Origin of the sequence: Methylomusa anaerophila (assembly GCF_003966895.1) — a bacterium.
Lineage (GTDB): Bacteria > Bacillota > Negativicutes > Sporomusales > Sporomusaceae > Methylomusa > Methylomusa anaerophila.
The window spans coordinates 4,284,417-4,300,018 of the sequence record NZ_AP018449.1 but is presented as its reverse complement, the minus strand read 5'-3'; the positions used below and the strand labels follow the sequence as shown (position 1 = coordinate 4,300,018).

The 15,602-nt window shown below is 44.0% G+C and carries 17 protein-coding genes and 1 other RNA gene; 17 read left to right on the top strand and 1 reads right to left on the bottom strand.

The window, feature by feature from the left end; translation table 11 throughout:
• The first annotated feature begins 1 nt into the window (after position 1).
• The 11 genes from cbiB (at position 2) to MAMMFC1_RS19665 (ending at position 8,820) form a co-directional block, all read left to right on the top strand.
• Positions 2-973 carry an adenosylcobinamide-phosphate synthase CbiB gene (gene cbiB / locus MAMMFC1_RS19715; RefSeq protein ID WP_126310134.1) on the top strand — a complete coding sequence of 324 codons (972 nt, stop codon included), beginning with the start codon at positions 2-4 and terminating at the stop codon, positions 971-973.
• 5 nt (positions 974-978) lie between these two features.
• Positions 979-1,731: an adenosylcobinamide-GDP ribazoletransferase gene (cobS, locus tag MAMMFC1_RS19710; RefSeq protein WP_126310133.1), complete on the top strand. Its 753-nt coding sequence runs from the start codon at positions 979-981 to the stop codon at positions 1,729-1,731.
• Positions 1,732-1,750: 19 nt separating this feature from the next.
• The gene (locus tag MAMMFC1_RS19705) at positions 1,751-2,659 is read left to right on the top strand and encodes a GHMP family kinase ATP-binding protein (RefSeq protein ID WP_126310132.1); all 909 of its coding nucleotides are present in this window, start codon (positions 1,751-1,753) and stop codon (positions 2,657-2,659) included.
• Entirely contained in the window at positions 2,646-3,764 is a 1,119-nt protein-coding gene (gene cobD / locus MAMMFC1_RS19700) for a threonine-phosphate decarboxylase CobD (protein WP_232035567.1), read from the top strand. The genes MAMMFC1_RS19705 and cobD overlap by 14 nt, the downstream gene beginning before the upstream one ends.
• Positions 3,761-4,384: an alpha-ribazole phosphatase gene (gene cobC, locus MAMMFC1_RS19695; RefSeq protein ID WP_126310131.1), complete on the top strand. Its 624-nt coding sequence runs from the start codon at positions 3,761-3,763 to the stop codon at positions 4,382-4,384. The genes cobD and cobC overlap by 4 nt, the downstream gene beginning before the upstream one ends.
• Before the next feature lie 320 nt (positions 4,385-4,704).
• A non-coding RNA gene (gene ssrS / locus MAMMFC1_RS19690) (6S RNA) lies at positions 4,705-4,883 on the top strand.
• A 177-nt stretch (positions 4,884-5,060) separates the two neighbouring features.
• A complete protein-coding gene (locus tag MAMMFC1_RS19685) occupies positions 5,061-5,501 on the top strand; it encodes a peptidylprolyl isomerase (protein WP_126310130.1) in 441 nt (146 codons plus the stop codon).
• 41 nt (positions 5,502-5,542) lie between these two features.
• Entirely contained in the window at positions 5,543-5,926 is a 384-nt protein-coding gene (locus MAMMFC1_RS19680; RefSeq protein ID WP_126310129.1) for a CoA-binding protein, read from the top strand.
• A gap of 26 nt (positions 5,927-5,952) precedes the next feature.
• Entirely contained in the window at positions 5,953-6,276 is a 324-nt protein-coding gene (trxA, locus tag MAMMFC1_RS19675; RefSeq protein WP_126310128.1) for a thioredoxin, read from the top strand.
• A gap of 323 nt (positions 6,277-6,599) precedes the next feature.
• Positions 6,600-8,552 carry a ferrous iron transport protein B gene (gene feoB / locus MAMMFC1_RS19670; protein ID WP_232035566.1) on the top strand — a complete coding sequence of 651 codons (1,953 nt, stop codon included), beginning with the start codon at positions 6,600-6,602 and terminating at the stop codon, positions 8,550-8,552.
• Positions 8,553-8,565: 13 nt separating this feature from the next.
• Complete coding sequence (locus MAMMFC1_RS19665) at positions 8,566-8,820, top strand: FeoA family protein (protein WP_232035565.1); 255 nt, start codon at positions 8,566-8,568, stop codon at positions 8,818-8,820.
• Between the two features lie 73 nt (positions 8,821-8,893).
• Here the strand turns inward: MAMMFC1_RS19665 and MAMMFC1_RS19660 are convergent, their stop codons facing one another.
• On the bottom strand, positions 8,894-9,097 hold the full coding sequence (locus MAMMFC1_RS19660) for a DUF1858 domain-containing protein (protein ID WP_126310126.1): 204 nt from the start codon (positions 9,095-9,097) through the stop codon (positions 8,894-8,896).
• Positions 9,098-9,758: 661 nt separating this feature from the next.
• Here MAMMFC1_RS19660 and MAMMFC1_RS19650 point away from each other — a divergent pair.
• The 6 genes from MAMMFC1_RS19650 (at position 9,759) to MAMMFC1_RS19625 (ending at position 15,468) form a co-directional block, all read left to right on the top strand.
• Positions 9,759-10,223: a YbaK/EbsC family protein gene (locus MAMMFC1_RS19650; protein WP_126310125.1), complete on the top strand. Its 465-nt coding sequence runs from the start codon at positions 9,759-9,761 to the stop codon at positions 10,221-10,223.
• Between the two features lie 23 nt (positions 10,224-10,246).
• Positions 10,247-11,068, top strand: a complete 822-nt coding sequence (locus MAMMFC1_RS19645; RefSeq protein ID WP_126310124.1) for a polysaccharide deacetylase family protein — start codon at positions 10,247-10,249, stop codon at positions 11,066-11,068.
• 340 nt (positions 11,069-11,408) lie between these two features.
• Positions 11,409-11,840, top strand: coding sequence for a division/cell wall cluster transcriptional repressor MraZ (mraZ, locus tag MAMMFC1_RS19640; protein ID WP_126310123.1), 432 nt, complete (start codon positions 11,409-11,411; stop codon positions 11,838-11,840).
• A 38-nt stretch (positions 11,841-11,878) separates the two neighbouring features.
• Complete coding sequence (rsmH, locus tag MAMMFC1_RS19635) at positions 11,879-12,823, top strand: 16S rRNA (cytosine(1402)-N(4))-methyltransferase RsmH (protein ID WP_126310122.1); 945 nt, start codon at positions 11,879-11,881, stop codon at positions 12,821-12,823.
• A gap of 53 nt (positions 12,824-12,876) precedes the next feature.
• Positions 12,877-13,341, top strand: coding sequence for an FtsB/FtsL family cell division protein (locus MAMMFC1_RS19630; RefSeq protein ID WP_126310121.1), 465 nt, complete (start codon positions 12,877-12,879; stop codon positions 13,339-13,341).
• 24 nt (positions 13,342-13,365) lie between these two features.
• A complete protein-coding gene (locus MAMMFC1_RS19625; protein ID WP_126310120.1) occupies positions 13,366-15,468 on the top strand; it encodes a stage V sporulation protein D in 2,103 nt (700 codons plus the stop codon).
• Positions 15,469-15,602: the final 134 nt, after the last annotated feature.

Genomic DNA, 15,602 nt, shown 5'->3' with positions numbered 1-15,602 from the left:
AATGGAAAAATACTTAGTGATAGGTGCGGTTATTGCTGACCGCTTCATTGGCGATCCACGTACATCCTTACATCCGGTGGCGATGATTGGCAATCTTATCAGCATTTTGGAAAGGCTATTATTAAAGCCTGATTATTCCTCTAGCCGCAAAAAGACTGCCGGCGCACTATTGGTTGTTGGTGTACTGGGAATTGTGTACGGTCTCGTTTGGCTGGTTATGTTCCTGTTTTATAGTATCCACTCAGCAGTTGCGCTGATCGGTGGAATCGTTTTATTATCTTTCACCATTTCGCCCCGCAGCCTGGCGGAAGCGGGGCAAGAAATTAAGGGCTATTTGCTTGCAGGAAATATGGTAGAAGCGCGATATAAAGTAGGTTGGATTGTCGGCAGGGATACCGAGCGGCTCGACACCGGCGAAGTTACCCGGGCTACGGTAGAAACAATAGCAGAGAATATTGTGGACGGAATTATTTCACCTTTGTTCTATGCAGCTATTGGCGGAGTACCACTGGCGTTTTTGTATAGGGCGGTTAACACCCTGGACTCAATGGTGGGCTATAAAAATGATAAATACCGGGATTTTGGCATGGTTGCCGCCCGGGTTGACGACATTTTTAATTATATACCTGCCCGTGTCACCGGGCCCTTAATTGTGATTGCTGCTTTCATACTGCGGTATGATGCTTACGGGGCGGCCAGATCTATCCGGCATGATGCGGCCAAGCATCCAAGCCCCAATAGCGGTATTGCAGAAGCGGGGGTGGCCGGTGCTTTAGGAGTACGTTTAGGGGGGCTTAATTACTATGGCGGCGTTTCCTCCCACCGGGCGTATATGGGTGAAGCGAAAAATCAATTAACTCCCCGGCATATCGACCAGGCTATACGGATTATGTATTTGGTTACCGTTTTATTTGCAGTATTATGTTTCGGACTGCAACGATTTGGGGTGGCTTGGCTGCCTGTCGGCTGGTGATATTAATGACAGTTTTTCAGGATTTTTTTACAGGGCTTCAGTTTTTGACCCGCTTTCGTATGGTGAAACAATCTGACTGGTCGCCGGCAAGTTTTGGCCGCAGCGTCAAATTCTTTCCTGTTATCGGGGCAGTAATTGGTGTCAGTTTAGCCGGCGTCAACTACCTGCTGCATGACTATTTGCCGCCCCACATACTAGCTGCAATAATTGTATTGGCTGGAATTGTAATTACCGGCGGACTTCACTGTGACGGATTAATGGATACGGCGGACGGTATTTTTTCCGGCCGTTCCCGGGAGCGCATGCTGGAGATTATGAAAGACAGCCGAGTGGGCGCCAATGGCGTCGTGGTTTTTGGCCTCTTTATCCTGCTAAAGTGGTCGCTCATTCTTGATATGAATACTGCCATATTATCTACGGCCCTTTTCGTTGCACCTGTGGCCGCGAGATTGGCAATGGTTATCGGGATTACCTCTTTTCCTTATGCCAGACCGGATGGTATGGGAAAAGCTTTTGCCCAATATGCCGGACGTCCCGCCCTGTATTTGGCGTTTTTTTTCTCATTCATTCTTATTGTCCCATTGGGGAAATTGGCTATAATTAGTTTAACTGCAAGCGTTCTATGTTGTATGGTCGTTGCGCGTTACGTTACCTCCATTTTAGGTGGTCTTACAGGCGATGTATATGGAGCCATCACCGAGCTTGGTGAGCTTGTCACTTTAGCTGTATTTGGTATAATAGCATATATCATGATTTAATCGAAAGGCAGATAAGCCGATGAATATTAAAGTAAGAGCGCCAGGTTCATGCGGTGAACTGGTACAAGGGACCTTGGGCGGAGTAAATTTTCTCATTACCTGTCCCATTAATTGGTACTCTGAGGCCGAAGCATCAATTGGCGGAACTGATACACCCGTCAGTAAACCTAAAGTCGTCAAGGCAGTAAATCAAACTTTACAATACCTGGGGAGTTCCTTGTCGATAGGCATAAACATCACATCGGATTTACCTGAAGGCAAAGGGATGGCATCAAGTAGCGCAGATATAAGCGCTGCTTGTCAAGCAACTGCGATTGCAGTTACCGGGAGAATGCTAACCTGTGATGAGGTGGCCGATATTGCTCTTGACATTGAGCCGACGGACGGAATTTTTTTCCCCGGAATCACGATGATTGACCATATTAAAGGGACAATCCGCCGTGTTTTGGGACAGCCGCCTCCTATTTATATTGCCGTCTTCGACGCTGGGGGAGAGGTTGATACTTTAGCATTCAACAACAGACAGGATTTAGCCCGGCTGAATCAGGAAAAAGCGGCGCGTGTATCCCAGGCTGCCGATTTGGTTATTCGCGGCATACGGACGGGTGACGCAAGCTTAGTCGGTAAAGGTGCAACCATCAGCGCTTTAGCCAACCAGTCCATTCTGTATAAACCTTGCCTAGAGACTCTCATTCATCTGGCCGAATCTTTTGGAGCGGTAGGAGTGTGTGCCGCTCACAGCGGAACCGTTATTGGCGTCCTGTTTGATGCCGGTAAAATGAAGAGGCATACTGAATGTGTAAATGCAATATGCTCTATATGTAAGGAAGTTACCTATCTCAAGACTGTAGAACTAATTGCCGGCGGGTTAGAGATTATTGGCGTTACAGAAATTTCAGGAAGGGAAAAAAGGTATGGATATGCGTAGCGGCGCCAAAGCTGATAATTTCCGGCATGGGGGAAATGTCTATGCCTTAGCCCGGGGAAAAGGCGGAGTTCTTGCTGAATTATTGGACTATAGTGCGAATATTAATCCACTGGGCCTTGCCGACAGCGTGCAGGATGCAATTAACCAATCAATCCATAATATAATTCACTATCCTGACGCCGATGCTTACGAACTGAAACGGTCTATCAGTAATTTTTATAATGTTGAAGCTGCAAGAATTACTATGGGTAACGGCGCTGTTGAGCTTTTATACATACTCTGTCATATTACCAAACCGGGCCGGGTGCTGATTCCGGCTCCGTCATTTAGCGAATATGAGCGGGCATCCCGTGCCGCCGGTGCGAAAATTCAGTATTATATGCTGTCTGCTGCTAACGGCTTTGTTTTTGATGTGGAAAAGATATCTGCCGAACTGGATGGCGCAGATATCCTGTTTTTCGGCAATCCCAATAACCCGACAGGTACACTGATTGCCCGGACGGAAATAGCATTTATGCTTCGCAAGGCTAGAGAATATAATACATTGGTGGTAGTGGACGAATCATTTATGGATTTTATTACGGACGATAGTCTTTATACTTCCCGTTCGTTACTAAAAGAGTACCCTAATTTGATCATCATTCATTCTCTTACCAAATTTTATGCCATTCCCGGTTTGCGGTTAGGCTTTGCTTTGACGGCGCCGGATCTGGCGGCAAGACTGCAAGCAGCTAAGGATCCTTGGAACGTTAATACTTTGGCCCAAGCTGCCGGAGTGGCCGCACTGGCTGATCGGGATTATCAAGCAAAATCAAAAGAGATAGTTAATCAAGCCAAAAAGGAGCTTTTTTCTGGTTTAACAGAATTGCCGGGATGCCGCCCTTATCCTCCGGCAGCTAATTACGTGCTTGTTAATATTGAACAAACAGGGATTACTGCTGCAAAGCTTTGCAGCAAGATGGCGGAACGGAAAATTTTAATCCGCGATTGCAGCAATTACCCGGGGTTATCTCAGGATTATATTCGAGTGGCGGTAAAACTGCCGGCAACTAATAAAATTCTGCTCGACACTCTGCGGCAGGTTATTACGGGTGGTGCGTTATGACCAGGATTATACTGGTGCGTCATGGTCAGACCATTTGGAATGTGGAAAAAAAGTATCAGGGACACTCCGATATAGGACTCACTGAAACCGGATTGCATCAGGCCCGACAAGTGGCTGAGGGGTTAACCAAGGAAGAAATTGATGCGGTATATGCCAGTGATTTGTCAAGAGCCTACAAAACTGCAGAATTTATTGCTGCGCTACGTGGCTTGCAGGTTATTTCAGTACCGGAATTAAGGGAAATTAAATTCGGTGAATGGGAAGGCCTCACTTATGATCAGATCATGCTGAAATGGCCGCATATCATGGGAAAGTTATGGGCTTGTCCCGATGAAGTGGAGATACCTGGCGGAGAAACCTTTCGCCAGCTTAAGGCCCGGGCTCATGCCGCCATGCAGAGAATTGTTGCCGCCCATCCGGAAGAAACTGTAGTTGTTGTTTCCCATGGCGGTACAATAAGAACTATCTTGTGCGCAATACTGGATATACATCTGAATAACATATGGAGCATAAGGCAAGACAATACGGCGGTCAACATTATTGATTACCTCCATGGCCGGCCAGTTGTTGCTTTGGTTAATGATATACATCATTTGGATCATTTGGATATAGAAGAATGAAATTGGACTAGCCGCCAGGTGTGAAATACTGAAATGCGAGACGGTCCTTGCGTTTATTTATCGGCTTAGAGGCGCCATTACCGGGTCTTAGCCAACGCTCCACCGTGTTACTTGACTTCCGCTTATGGCTAAAACCCGGTAATGGCGGTCCGGTGACAAGAAATGTGGAATTTTAGGTAAAATCTGAAAGGGTACGGGACTGGGACTTATAAAAGAAATGTACATAAACTATTGATTTTTCTGAAGTTTTATCTTATAATAAATTCTGCCGGGGGTAAAGATTTTAACAATTATGCAACGAATTAATTTTTAATATGGAAACATGCCTGAGGTGTTCGACAACCTCTTTTATGTTCAACCTACTCATTAACTTGGGGAACCCGATGCTATGTGGCTGCCAGGCCTCCTTATGACAGTGGAAGGCAAAAGCATGCTTTAAAGGTGCCCACCTGCTGGGAAGCGGGTATGAACATATAGAGGAACGGTACCATGGGCTGATATATTACTCAGCTAAAGAAACTCTTTCGCGTAGAAGGAGTATTTTTTTATGCCGAAAACCAGCAGCGAGTTAAAGGGGCTGAATTTATTATAGATTTTAATTTTTACAGAAATTTTTGGTAATAATGGTTCGCCCGTGGTATAATAAAGCTGAGTAGATATGAAGTGGGGGATATCATTGAAAAAAGCGATTATTGAAATGGATCAAGGAAAAATAGTAATTGAACTGTTTGATAAGGATGCGCCAAAAACAGTAGCAAACTTCGAAAAATTAATTAACGAAGGATTTTATGACGGTTTGAAATTTCATAGAGTTATTAAAGGCTTTGTTGCACAAGGCGGATGCCCGCATGGAACCGGGACAGGCGGCCCAGGATATACCATTCCCTGCGAAACACAGGGCAATCCTAACCGTCATGAACGGGGTGCGCTTTCTATGGCTCATCGGGGACCCAATACAGGCGGAAGTCAATTTTTTATTGTGTACGAGCCCCAGCCCCATCTGGATGGATTGCATACCGTGTTTGGCAAGGTAATTGAAGGTATGGATGCAGTGGATAAGATTGAACAGGGCGACATTATGAAAAAGGTTACAATTGTTCAGGATGTTCAGGAATGATTTTGAGCTTAATCTAGTAAAATACGTTAGGGGGCAGGTTGATGAATAACGTTGAATCTATGCTCCAGTGTAAAAAGTGGGCCGTAGTGGGCGCAACTGACAATTGCGAAAAGTTTGGTTATAAAATATACAAGGCTCTAAAAGGAGCCGGATACAACGTATATCCTGTCAATCCTGGGGTCGATGATATACTGGGCGACAAATGCTATCCGACGTTGAAAGATTTGCCTATAAAGCCCGAAGTGGTAAATGTAGTTGTTCCGCCCAGAGTGGGTGAACAGATTATGAAAGAGTGCGCTCAAATTGGTATTACGAATGTCTGGCTGCAACCGGGAGCCAACGCTGAGAGTGTGGTCAACACTGCTAAAGAACTAGGTCTAAGTGTTGTGGACCAAAATTGTATTTTGGTTGAACTTAGAAAGTAACAACAGTTAAAAAGGAGGAAGTTCAAATGGCAAGTGTGGTAAATACCAATGAAGCGAGTTTCCAAGAGGAAGTCTTGGAGGCAAAAGTGCCTGTTTTGGTTGATTTTTGGGCACCATGGTGCGGATACTGCACAAGATTAGCGCCTGTATTAGACGAACTGGCCGGTGAAGTTGGTGAGAAAATCAAGATCGTTAAAGTAAACGTAGATGAAAACCGGGCACTGGCACAAAGATACGGCGTAATGAGTTTGCCGACAATGATTGTCTTTAAAGGCAGCGAACAAGTAGAGAAAATAATGGGTTTTATGCCAAAAGCCAATATTAGTGCTAAACTTTCACCACACATATAAATTAAATTATGTCAGTTAACAACCGTCCTGACTTAAAATCGGCAGGGCGGTTGTTCGCATATCCCCGTCTTCTTCCGAATATGAAATACTAGTGGTCTGTAAACTCTAAAACTATAGGATGAATTGCGAGAGGTTTTTCGTCCTGCGAGGCGGAGGAGGCGAGCATATCGGGAATATGTAAGCCGACGACAACAAAGCAGGACGGGAAACCTCTCGTAAGAACACTATAGGATTAGGGTTTACAGACCACTAGATGCACCAAATTTCTTGATTCTGAAACGGAAGGAAAGGGGGATAATAACATACTTCAAATAAAACGAAAAGTGGCTTTAGTGGGGTCGCCAAATGTCGGGAAAAGTGTAATTTTTAACTATCTCACCGGTAGCTATGTTACAGTTTCCAACTATCCAGGCACAACGGTTGACATAGCACGAGGCTTTTTTAAATACGGTAATGTTAAATATGAGGTAATGGATACCCCCGGAATATATTCCCTGTTGCCGATAACCGATGAGGAGCGGGTTACCCGGCTGCTACTTGCGGAAGAAAAGCCGGATGCTGTCATACATGTGGTAGATGCCAAGAACTTGCGCCGTATGCTTAACCTGACAATTCAACTACTGGAGGCCGGGTTGCCGGTCATACTTAATCTTAATATTATGGATGAGGCCGAGAATTTAGGATTAATAATAGATGCGGAACAGTTGGCCAGAAGATTAAACATCCCGGTTATACCAACCTCAGCTACGAAAAAGAACGGTAGCGGTAGTGGTAGCGGTATGGATGATTTAAAAAAAGCCATTGTGACATATGCCTATCAACAGTACTCTAAACTAAAATATCCTGAATATCCTGTTGACATTGAAATGGTGATTGATAAAATAACGATGAGATTACGCGCCGAATATGGATTTACCTATCGTGCCGTCAGCCTGCTGCTTTTACAAGGAGATGTCATACTTACCAAACTTATTCAGAGAGATGGTTACTGGCATGAGGTTTCCAAGGAAATAAGAATAGCTCGGCAACTTCAGAAAAGACTCGATTATTCAATAATCCTGGCACGGCAAAAAATCGTTGATATTATATTAGAAAATATTATTAATAAAGTGTCGTCCGATATTAATGCAATAAGGCGGCTAGGCTATAGATTGGAGCGTTTAACACGTGAACCGCTGACAGGTATACCTATTTTAATGCTGGTGTTATATTTTGGCCTTTATCAATTTGTCGGTAGGTTTGGAGCCGGTTTTTTGGTTGATTATATTAACAATACAATTTTTTCTGAGATAATTAGTCCTGTTGCCGGGACCATCGTAACTCAATATATAGAATGGGATTGGCTACGTTCCCTGCTCATGGGAGAATATGGCGTGATTACTCTTGGTTTCCGCTATGCAATAGCCATTATTCTGCCGATCGTTGGGACATTTTTTCTGGCGTTTTCCCTTTTAGAAGACAGTGGATACTTGCCGCGGTTGGCTATGCTTGTTGATCTGGTCTTTAAGCATATAGGGCTCAACGGCAGGGCAGTCATTCCACTCACTTTGGGTTTGGGTTGCGGTACAATGGCTGTTGTTGTAACCCGAACTCTGGAAACAAAACGTGAGAGGTTATTGGCCTCTTTTTTACTGGCGCTGACAATTCCCTGTTCTGCCCAATTGGGAGTAGTGTTGGCGCTACTGTCCCATAATGTTTGGACTTTAATCATCTGGACGCTGTATATGACAATGGTTTTCTCATTCTTTGGGTGGCTGACAAATAAGATAATACCAGGTAGCAGGAGTCCGTTTTATATGGAGCTTCCCCCTCTGCGTGTACCGGTATTGATTAATGTTTTTAAAAAGGCCTATACCAGAATGTCATGGTATTTCATGGAGATACTGCCGGTGTTTGTTGTAACCAGTTTGCTAATGTGGGTAGGGGATCAGTATGGACTGTTGTCGTATATTATTGATTTCATGACACCGGTGATGTTTCTGCTGGGATTGCCTGCGGAAGGCGCTCAGGCGTTTATTCTTGGCTTTTTTCGCCGGGATTATGGTGCAGCCGGCTTATATAATCTGGCAATGACCGGCAGATTAAATGATGCTCAGTTGTTAACAGCTGCGACTGCTCTAACCTTGTTTGTACCCTGTGTGGCGCAATTTGCAGTAATCGTTAAGGAAAGAGGAATAATTGCTGCTGCCGGAATGGCTACCGTTATTGTTTTTATCGCTTTTGTAGCGGCCTTTATTATGCACAATTTTTTAAACACTTTTTCCTTATTCGCATGAGGAGGGACTATTTATGATCTGTAATAGTCTGCCTGTCATGAGGCTGAAACCCGGGGATAAAGCCACAATAGTGCAAATACTGGGGTCTGACGAAGGTTCGCTCCGTAAGTTAGCTGCCTTTGGTATCTTACCGGGGACAGAGATTGAGGTGCTGCAAATATTTCCAGCTTATATTTTTAAGGTGGGTTATACCCAGGTCGCATTAGACTTGGCCGCTGTCAAAGGAATTATAGTAGACAACGTTGTTCAAAAAGCTCAAAAAATATAAAGCAGAATATAAAGCAGGTAATTAAAGAATTAAAAAAAACAGGGTGAGTCACCCTGTTTTTATTCATGAGTTTTTAGTTGTCTTTCCCTACTACTTTGTTTAAGGCTACAATCAAAGCGTCGGTGTCTATGCCATGGGCTACAGCACCTTGTTCGATGTTTTCAAAACGAGCGGCAGCGCAGCCTAAACATCCCATGCCGTAGTTGCGGAAAACCTCAACGGTTTGGGGATAATTTTGAACAACATCAACAATACTCATTCCTTTTGTAATTGTCATCTTTAAGCCTCCTTTTTAGTCTAGAAAGGAATATGATGGTAAGCTTATTTATTATATCACACTTGACGAAATATTGTCATGACTTTATTATGAATTTATATAAAATATCACAATTTGGCAGATATCTTCTGAAAGTTGTTAAAATAATAATAATAAAGAGCCCGTAATGATCTACACTACAGCCAATGTCGATCATTACATACCTATACGCAATCTTTCGACTACGCACAAGCATTACACAACCGGCACTGACCTTTGTTCGACTACCAAAAATACCTACGAAACCTGCTACAATCTCCCGACTGCAACAGACCTCTCGAGAGATTTCCCCGGAGAAATCTGCGGTACCCTTGGCAGTCTTAGCTCGACCACTATACATCCCTTTTGACCACACAATAACAGTTGGGCTACCGTACAGCCTTACAAGACACATAGTGATCTTCCCGCCGACTAATGCCAAACCCTGGGATCTGACATTAATCTTTGGCCGACCAATGCCGAACCCGCTTAGATCCGACACCAGTCTTGGCTCAACCATTACGAACCCTTTACATTAGTATTATCACCTATTTGGTTTTTAATATACGCTTCATAGACTTTTGGTCTTTCAAATCTCAAAAACTTCGGTTAGTATTCTTTAGGACATGGAGTGATAGAAATTATGCCGTTAGAGCGGGTTAGAAAAGTAATTGCATCCTATCCGGAATTAAAAATTATTTTATTTGAGGAAAGCACTCATACTTCAGAATTGGCAGCGCAGGCTTTAGGTGTTTTACCTGCTCAGATTGCTAAAACTTTGCTGTTCACGACGGATGATCAAGCGGCTCTGGTGGTAACTTGTGGTGACAGAAGGGTAAATACAAAGTTGCTCAAAAAAGTCTTGGGGGTTCACAAAGTGAAGTTTGCCGATGCGGATACGGTGATGAATCTGACTGGATTTCCGCCTGGGGGAGTATCGCCGTTGGGAGCAATTCAACCCATTCCCATTTATCTTGATAAAAGCCTATACGCTTTTGACGTTGTTTACACTGCTGCCGGAACCGCAAATTCAGCCTTGCCTATTTCTCCTAAGCGACTGGAGGAGCTAACCGGTGCCCGGATAATTGATGTTTGTTCCGTCGGCTAAATCGGCCTTCAAAGGGGAGAAAAATGATTATTCGTAAGATTTGGTTATTTTTGGGAGGATTAATTATACTTATCATGTTATCTTCTTTGGTGGTTAGGACAACAGCGGTTGTAGCCGGACACAACCACCTGCTCTCCCATATTCCGTTTGAACTGGGGGATGTTCCTATATTGAACTATCACAAAATTGATAGTTTAAATCATTCTTTATCAATTTCACCTGAAGAATTTAAACAACAAATGGCTTATCTTCACGACAATGGTTATACTTCAATAAGACCGGATCAATTAATGAATTATCTAAATCTGGGAAAACCTTTACCTAAAAAACCGGTAATGATCACATTTGACGATGGTTATCTGGATAATTACACCAATGCGTATCCCGTATTAAAAAAATATGGTTTTATCGCTACGATATTCTTAGTTACGGATTTGGTGGGGAAGGATGAAAGATTTATGAATTGGGAACAAGTGCGTGAAATGGAGAAAGCCGGCTTTATCTTTGGCTCTCATACCGTTACTCATACGCCCTTGACAAGACTCCCCCGTGAAAAAATTATGGAGGAACTGACAGAGTCCCGTAAGGAAATTGAGCGTCAGTTAGGCCAAAATCCTAAATATTTTGCGTATCCAACCGGCGCTTACAATCTGGAGATTGAAGAATTAGTAAAACAGGCCGGCTATAAAGCTGCATTTACCATCCGCTACGGTCAAGTCGGACCGGGAAGTGAGCCATATGCACTGGAACGTATCCCGATCTTTCGGCAATCGCAGACTTTTTACAGTTTTTTGGTTAGACTTAAGGCCGCTCCTATTTTGGAACGCTTTGGGATTAGAAACTAGTAAACTAGGACTTAAGGGTAAATTTGCTAAATCCTGCATAAATTGCAGGATTTTTTTTATTGGCCTAGAATAGAATATATAAAGTGGTGAATAGTGGTGTAAAGTGGATGATAAAGCGTGTTAAAAAAAACACGCAACCATAATGTGGTGAGGGTGGTTCAAATGTCCAGGTGGTAGGCGCGACGACGATTCTGTGCAGATCATACTCCCGGCATTAGTTTGTACGGGGACGTGAACGGAACAGTACAAGGAAGTACGTGAAGTGAGCGCTCGCAGGAGCAACGACGCAGATGGGCGTTTTGAAACAGCCTCTGATAGATCTGTTTGGTGGTGAGTGGCTATGTTCATGGGGGAATATCAACATACCATCGACAATAAAGGGCGACTCATCTTACCTGCCAAGTTCCGGGATGAACTGGGCGAAGTATTTATTGCCACTAAAGGACTCGATAACTGTTTGTTTGTATATACCAAAAACGAGTGGGCTATCCTAGAAGAGAAACTTAAAAAGTTACCTTTGGCCAAACCCGAAGCCCGGGCATTCGTGAGATTTTTCTTCTCCGGCGCCGCCGAGTTGGAATGTGATAAGCAAGGCAGAGTCTTGTTGCCAAATAATTTGCGGGAATATGCCACATTGGAAAAAGACGTAGTCGTCATAGGCGTATCCAATCGTATAGAGATATGGGACGAGACAGTTTGGGATAAATATAATGAAGAAGTTAGTCCAACAGTAGCTCAAATCGCTGAGAATTTGGCTGATCTAGGCATTTAAAGGGCCATGGCCAAAGACTGAAGAGAGTGTTAGAAAACATGGAAACGAATAATCAATTTGGGCATACAAGCGTACTTTTAAAGGAAACAGTAGACGCTGTACTTACAGATCCTGAAGGAATATACATCGATTGCACATTAGGCGGTGCGGGACACTCTTTTTATTTGGCCCAACATTTGTCCAGAAAGGGCTGGCTTATTGGGATTGACCAGGACCCTGCCGCAATCTGCGCCGGCAGGGATCATCTTAAAGATGCAATTTGCCGGGTCAGTATCGTACGGGATAATTTTAGTAACTTGGATAATATTTTATGCAGACTTAATATTGAGGAAGTAAATGGAATCCTCTTTGATTTGGGGGTTTCCTCACATCAATTGGATGTTGCCGAAAGAGGTTTTTCTTACATGCAGGATGCGCCGTTGGATATGCGAATGAATCCAGACGCAGAAATGTCAGCATACGATGTGGTCAACTTCTATTCCGAGCCGCAACTGACCCGGCTTATAGCCGATTACGGTGAAGAACGATGGGCCAAGCGTATAGCGAGGTTTATTGTTGATTCGCGAAACACACAAAAGATCGATACCACCGGCCGGTTGGTCGATATTATAAAGAAGGCAATACCGGCAGGGGCTCGCCGTGAAGGTCCGCATCCTGCCAAGCGTACCTTTCAGGCAATTCGTATTGAGGTTAATAATGAACTTGGAATATTATGTGATGCATTCATAACTGCGGTAAACTGTCTAAAAACAGGTGGGCGTGTAGCCATTATTACCTTTCATTCATTGGAAGACCGTATCGCCAAGCGGACTTTACAAGAAATGGCAAAATCTTGTGTATGTCCGCCCCAATTACCCATCTGCGTTTGCAATAATAAACCTAAGGTGAAAATTTTAGGTAAAGCGATAATCCCGTCAGCTGAAGAGCTCAAACAAAATCCCCGCGCTCGCAGTGCCAAACTCAGAGTGGCCGAAAAGCTCTGATAGTTACAATAACCACAAGTCTGTGTTCTAAAATGTAGGGAGGGCAAATAAAAATGTTAGTACAGAAAAAGCAAGTATGGTATGAAAATCAGGAAGAAGCCGCGTCGCCTGCCGTTACGCCCGTGGAAAAAACCAACGTCCATTTTCGCTCAAAATGCTTCGTGTTAATTGTTGCTTTGACTATCATGGCAATGATTGTTACAGTGCAAAGTGCTGCAATTGTGCAGTCCGGCTATGATGTTGTTAAAATCAAGAGTCAAATTACATTAATGGAGAAGAATAACGAGCTTTTGCGTTTGGAAATCGCCAAACTAAAATCGCCACAGCGTATTGAACAAATCGCATCACGGGAAATGGGTATGATCGTTCCGCAAAATGCGTACTATGCTTCCGTTGCCAGCGTTGACGTTAATGCTGCTAAGCAACTGGAACCTGTTGCAACTCACGACACCAGCATAGCAGAGAAAATGTTTAGCCTGCTAAAAGCGAACAGGGCGGAGGCGAGCAAGGGGCGGTAATCTAATGATGGGGGAGATAGATAAGTGGCATCTGCTACGCATATTACCATCAGAAAAAGGGTTGCTTGCCTATTTCTTTTTATATCAGTTATGATGTTAGGGCTTATTGGACGCTTACTTTATCTCCAGTGTTATAAAAGTACCTGGCTGGCGGAAAGTGCAGTTGATCAACGGATTAGGGATATACCTGTCGAGGCCAAACGAGGCATTATTTATGACCGTAACGGACGGGAACTGGCTGTAAGCGTAAGTGCTGAATCTGTTTATGCTATACCAGCCGAAATACGTAATCCTGAAGAAACAGCAGCCAACTTGGCTGCTATTTTGGCGTTAGATGAGACTAATTTAAAAAACAAATTAAAAAAACGTCAAGCTTTCATTTGGATAAAACGAAAGATTGACGCAGATACTTCCCGGCAAATCCAGATGCTGAATTTGCCGGGAATTGGATTGACACAGGAAAACCAAAGGCTCTATCCCAATGACAATCTGGCAGCTCATGTCCTGGGCTTTAACGGTATTGACAGTCAAGGGCTTGATGGTGTTGAACTTACTTTTGACAGCTATCTTAAGGGGCGCCCGGGCAGCATTGTTGTTGAATATGACGCCAGAGGCAAGGAAATACCTTATGCTACTCATAAATTTGCCGCGCCGATAGATGGATATAATCTTGTTTTGACAATTGATAGCGTAATACAGCAAATTGCAGAACGTGAACTTGACCGGGTGATGAAGGAAACTCAGCCAAAAGCTGCGACCATTATTGCCCTTGATCCGAGAGACGGCAGTATTCTGGCTTTGGCCAACCGGCCCGATTATAATCCAAACCGGTTTGCCGATTATTCTCCCAAGCTTTGGCGCAATGTTGCCGTTTCCAACGCCTATGAGCCTGGTTCGACGTTTAAAATTATTACTACTTCTGCCGCACTGGGAGAGCATGTAGTTAAACCGGAAGAGCGTTTTTTTGACCCAGGCGGAGTAGAAGTGCAAGGGCGCACTATCCATTGCTGGAAACATGGCGGACATGGCAGTCAAAGTTTCATTGAGGTAGTAGAGAATTCGTGCAATGTTGGTTTTGTCAATGTTGGCCTTCGGTTAGGACGCGATGCATTTTACTCATATATTGACTCTTTTGGTTTTGGGAAGCCTACCGGGGTTGATTTGCCTGGTGAAGCTAAGGGAATTACTATAGACAGAGCGCAAGCTAAACCTATTAATCTGGCAACAATGTCCATTGGCCAGAGCATTGCCGTAACCCCGATGCAACTGGTAACAGCGGTGGCAGCGGTGGCCAATGATGGTCAATTGCTTAGACCGCAAATAGTCAGGGAAGTCCGGGACAAAAGCGGGCAAATCATTCGTGGCTTTCAACCGGATGTAGTCAGGCAAGTGATTGATCCGGCAATCGCCAAAGAAGTAAAAGGAATTTTGGAAAAAGTTGTCGAAGAAGGAACCGGGAGAAATGCCTATGTTGAAGGTTTTCGTATTGCCGGAAAAACGGGAACAGCGCAAAAAGTGGGGGCCGGGGGTTATTTGCCGGATAAATATGTTGCATCATTTGCAGGTTTTGCACCTGCTGATAATCCCCAGGTGGCATTGCTGGTAGTAATTGACGAGCCGGTAGGATTATATTACGGGGGCCAAATAGCTGCCCCGGTGTTTGGCGCAGTGATGAAGGACGTTCTTCAGTATCTTAAAGTTTCTCCAATAAGTAACGTTCAGAATAAGAGTAAAGAAGGTTCTGAAACCCATCTCGTAGTTCCCAGCGTTATCAATTTGAATGTGAACGATGCGGTGAAAGAACTGCAGAAGGCGGGGCTTGGCGCACGAGTCGAAGAGAGCGGGGATAGGATTGCCGATCAAATTCCGAAGCCGGGCAGCAGGGTTCCATTGGGAACAAATGTACTGTTATATACTTTGACGCCCCGTTATACTGCCGGTGAAGTCACAATTCCGGACTTAACGGGCCATTCACCGCGTGAGGTGGCCGACATTCTTGCAGATTTGGGGATTGGCGTGACCCCGGTGGGTAAAGGGGAAAAGGCAATGAAACAAGATCCACCTCCTGGCAATAAAGTAATACCTGGTACCAGTGTCACCGTTTATTTTGGTGATTCGGGCACATAACCGAAACTGTTGCGCTCAATGTTGTTCCATTTGCATTAAGAAAAACAGGATTTAAGCCTTTAAAAGTGATATTTTTGGAAAAAATATAAAATATAAGGCAATTATTTCTGAATACCGAATAATAACAAAATTTC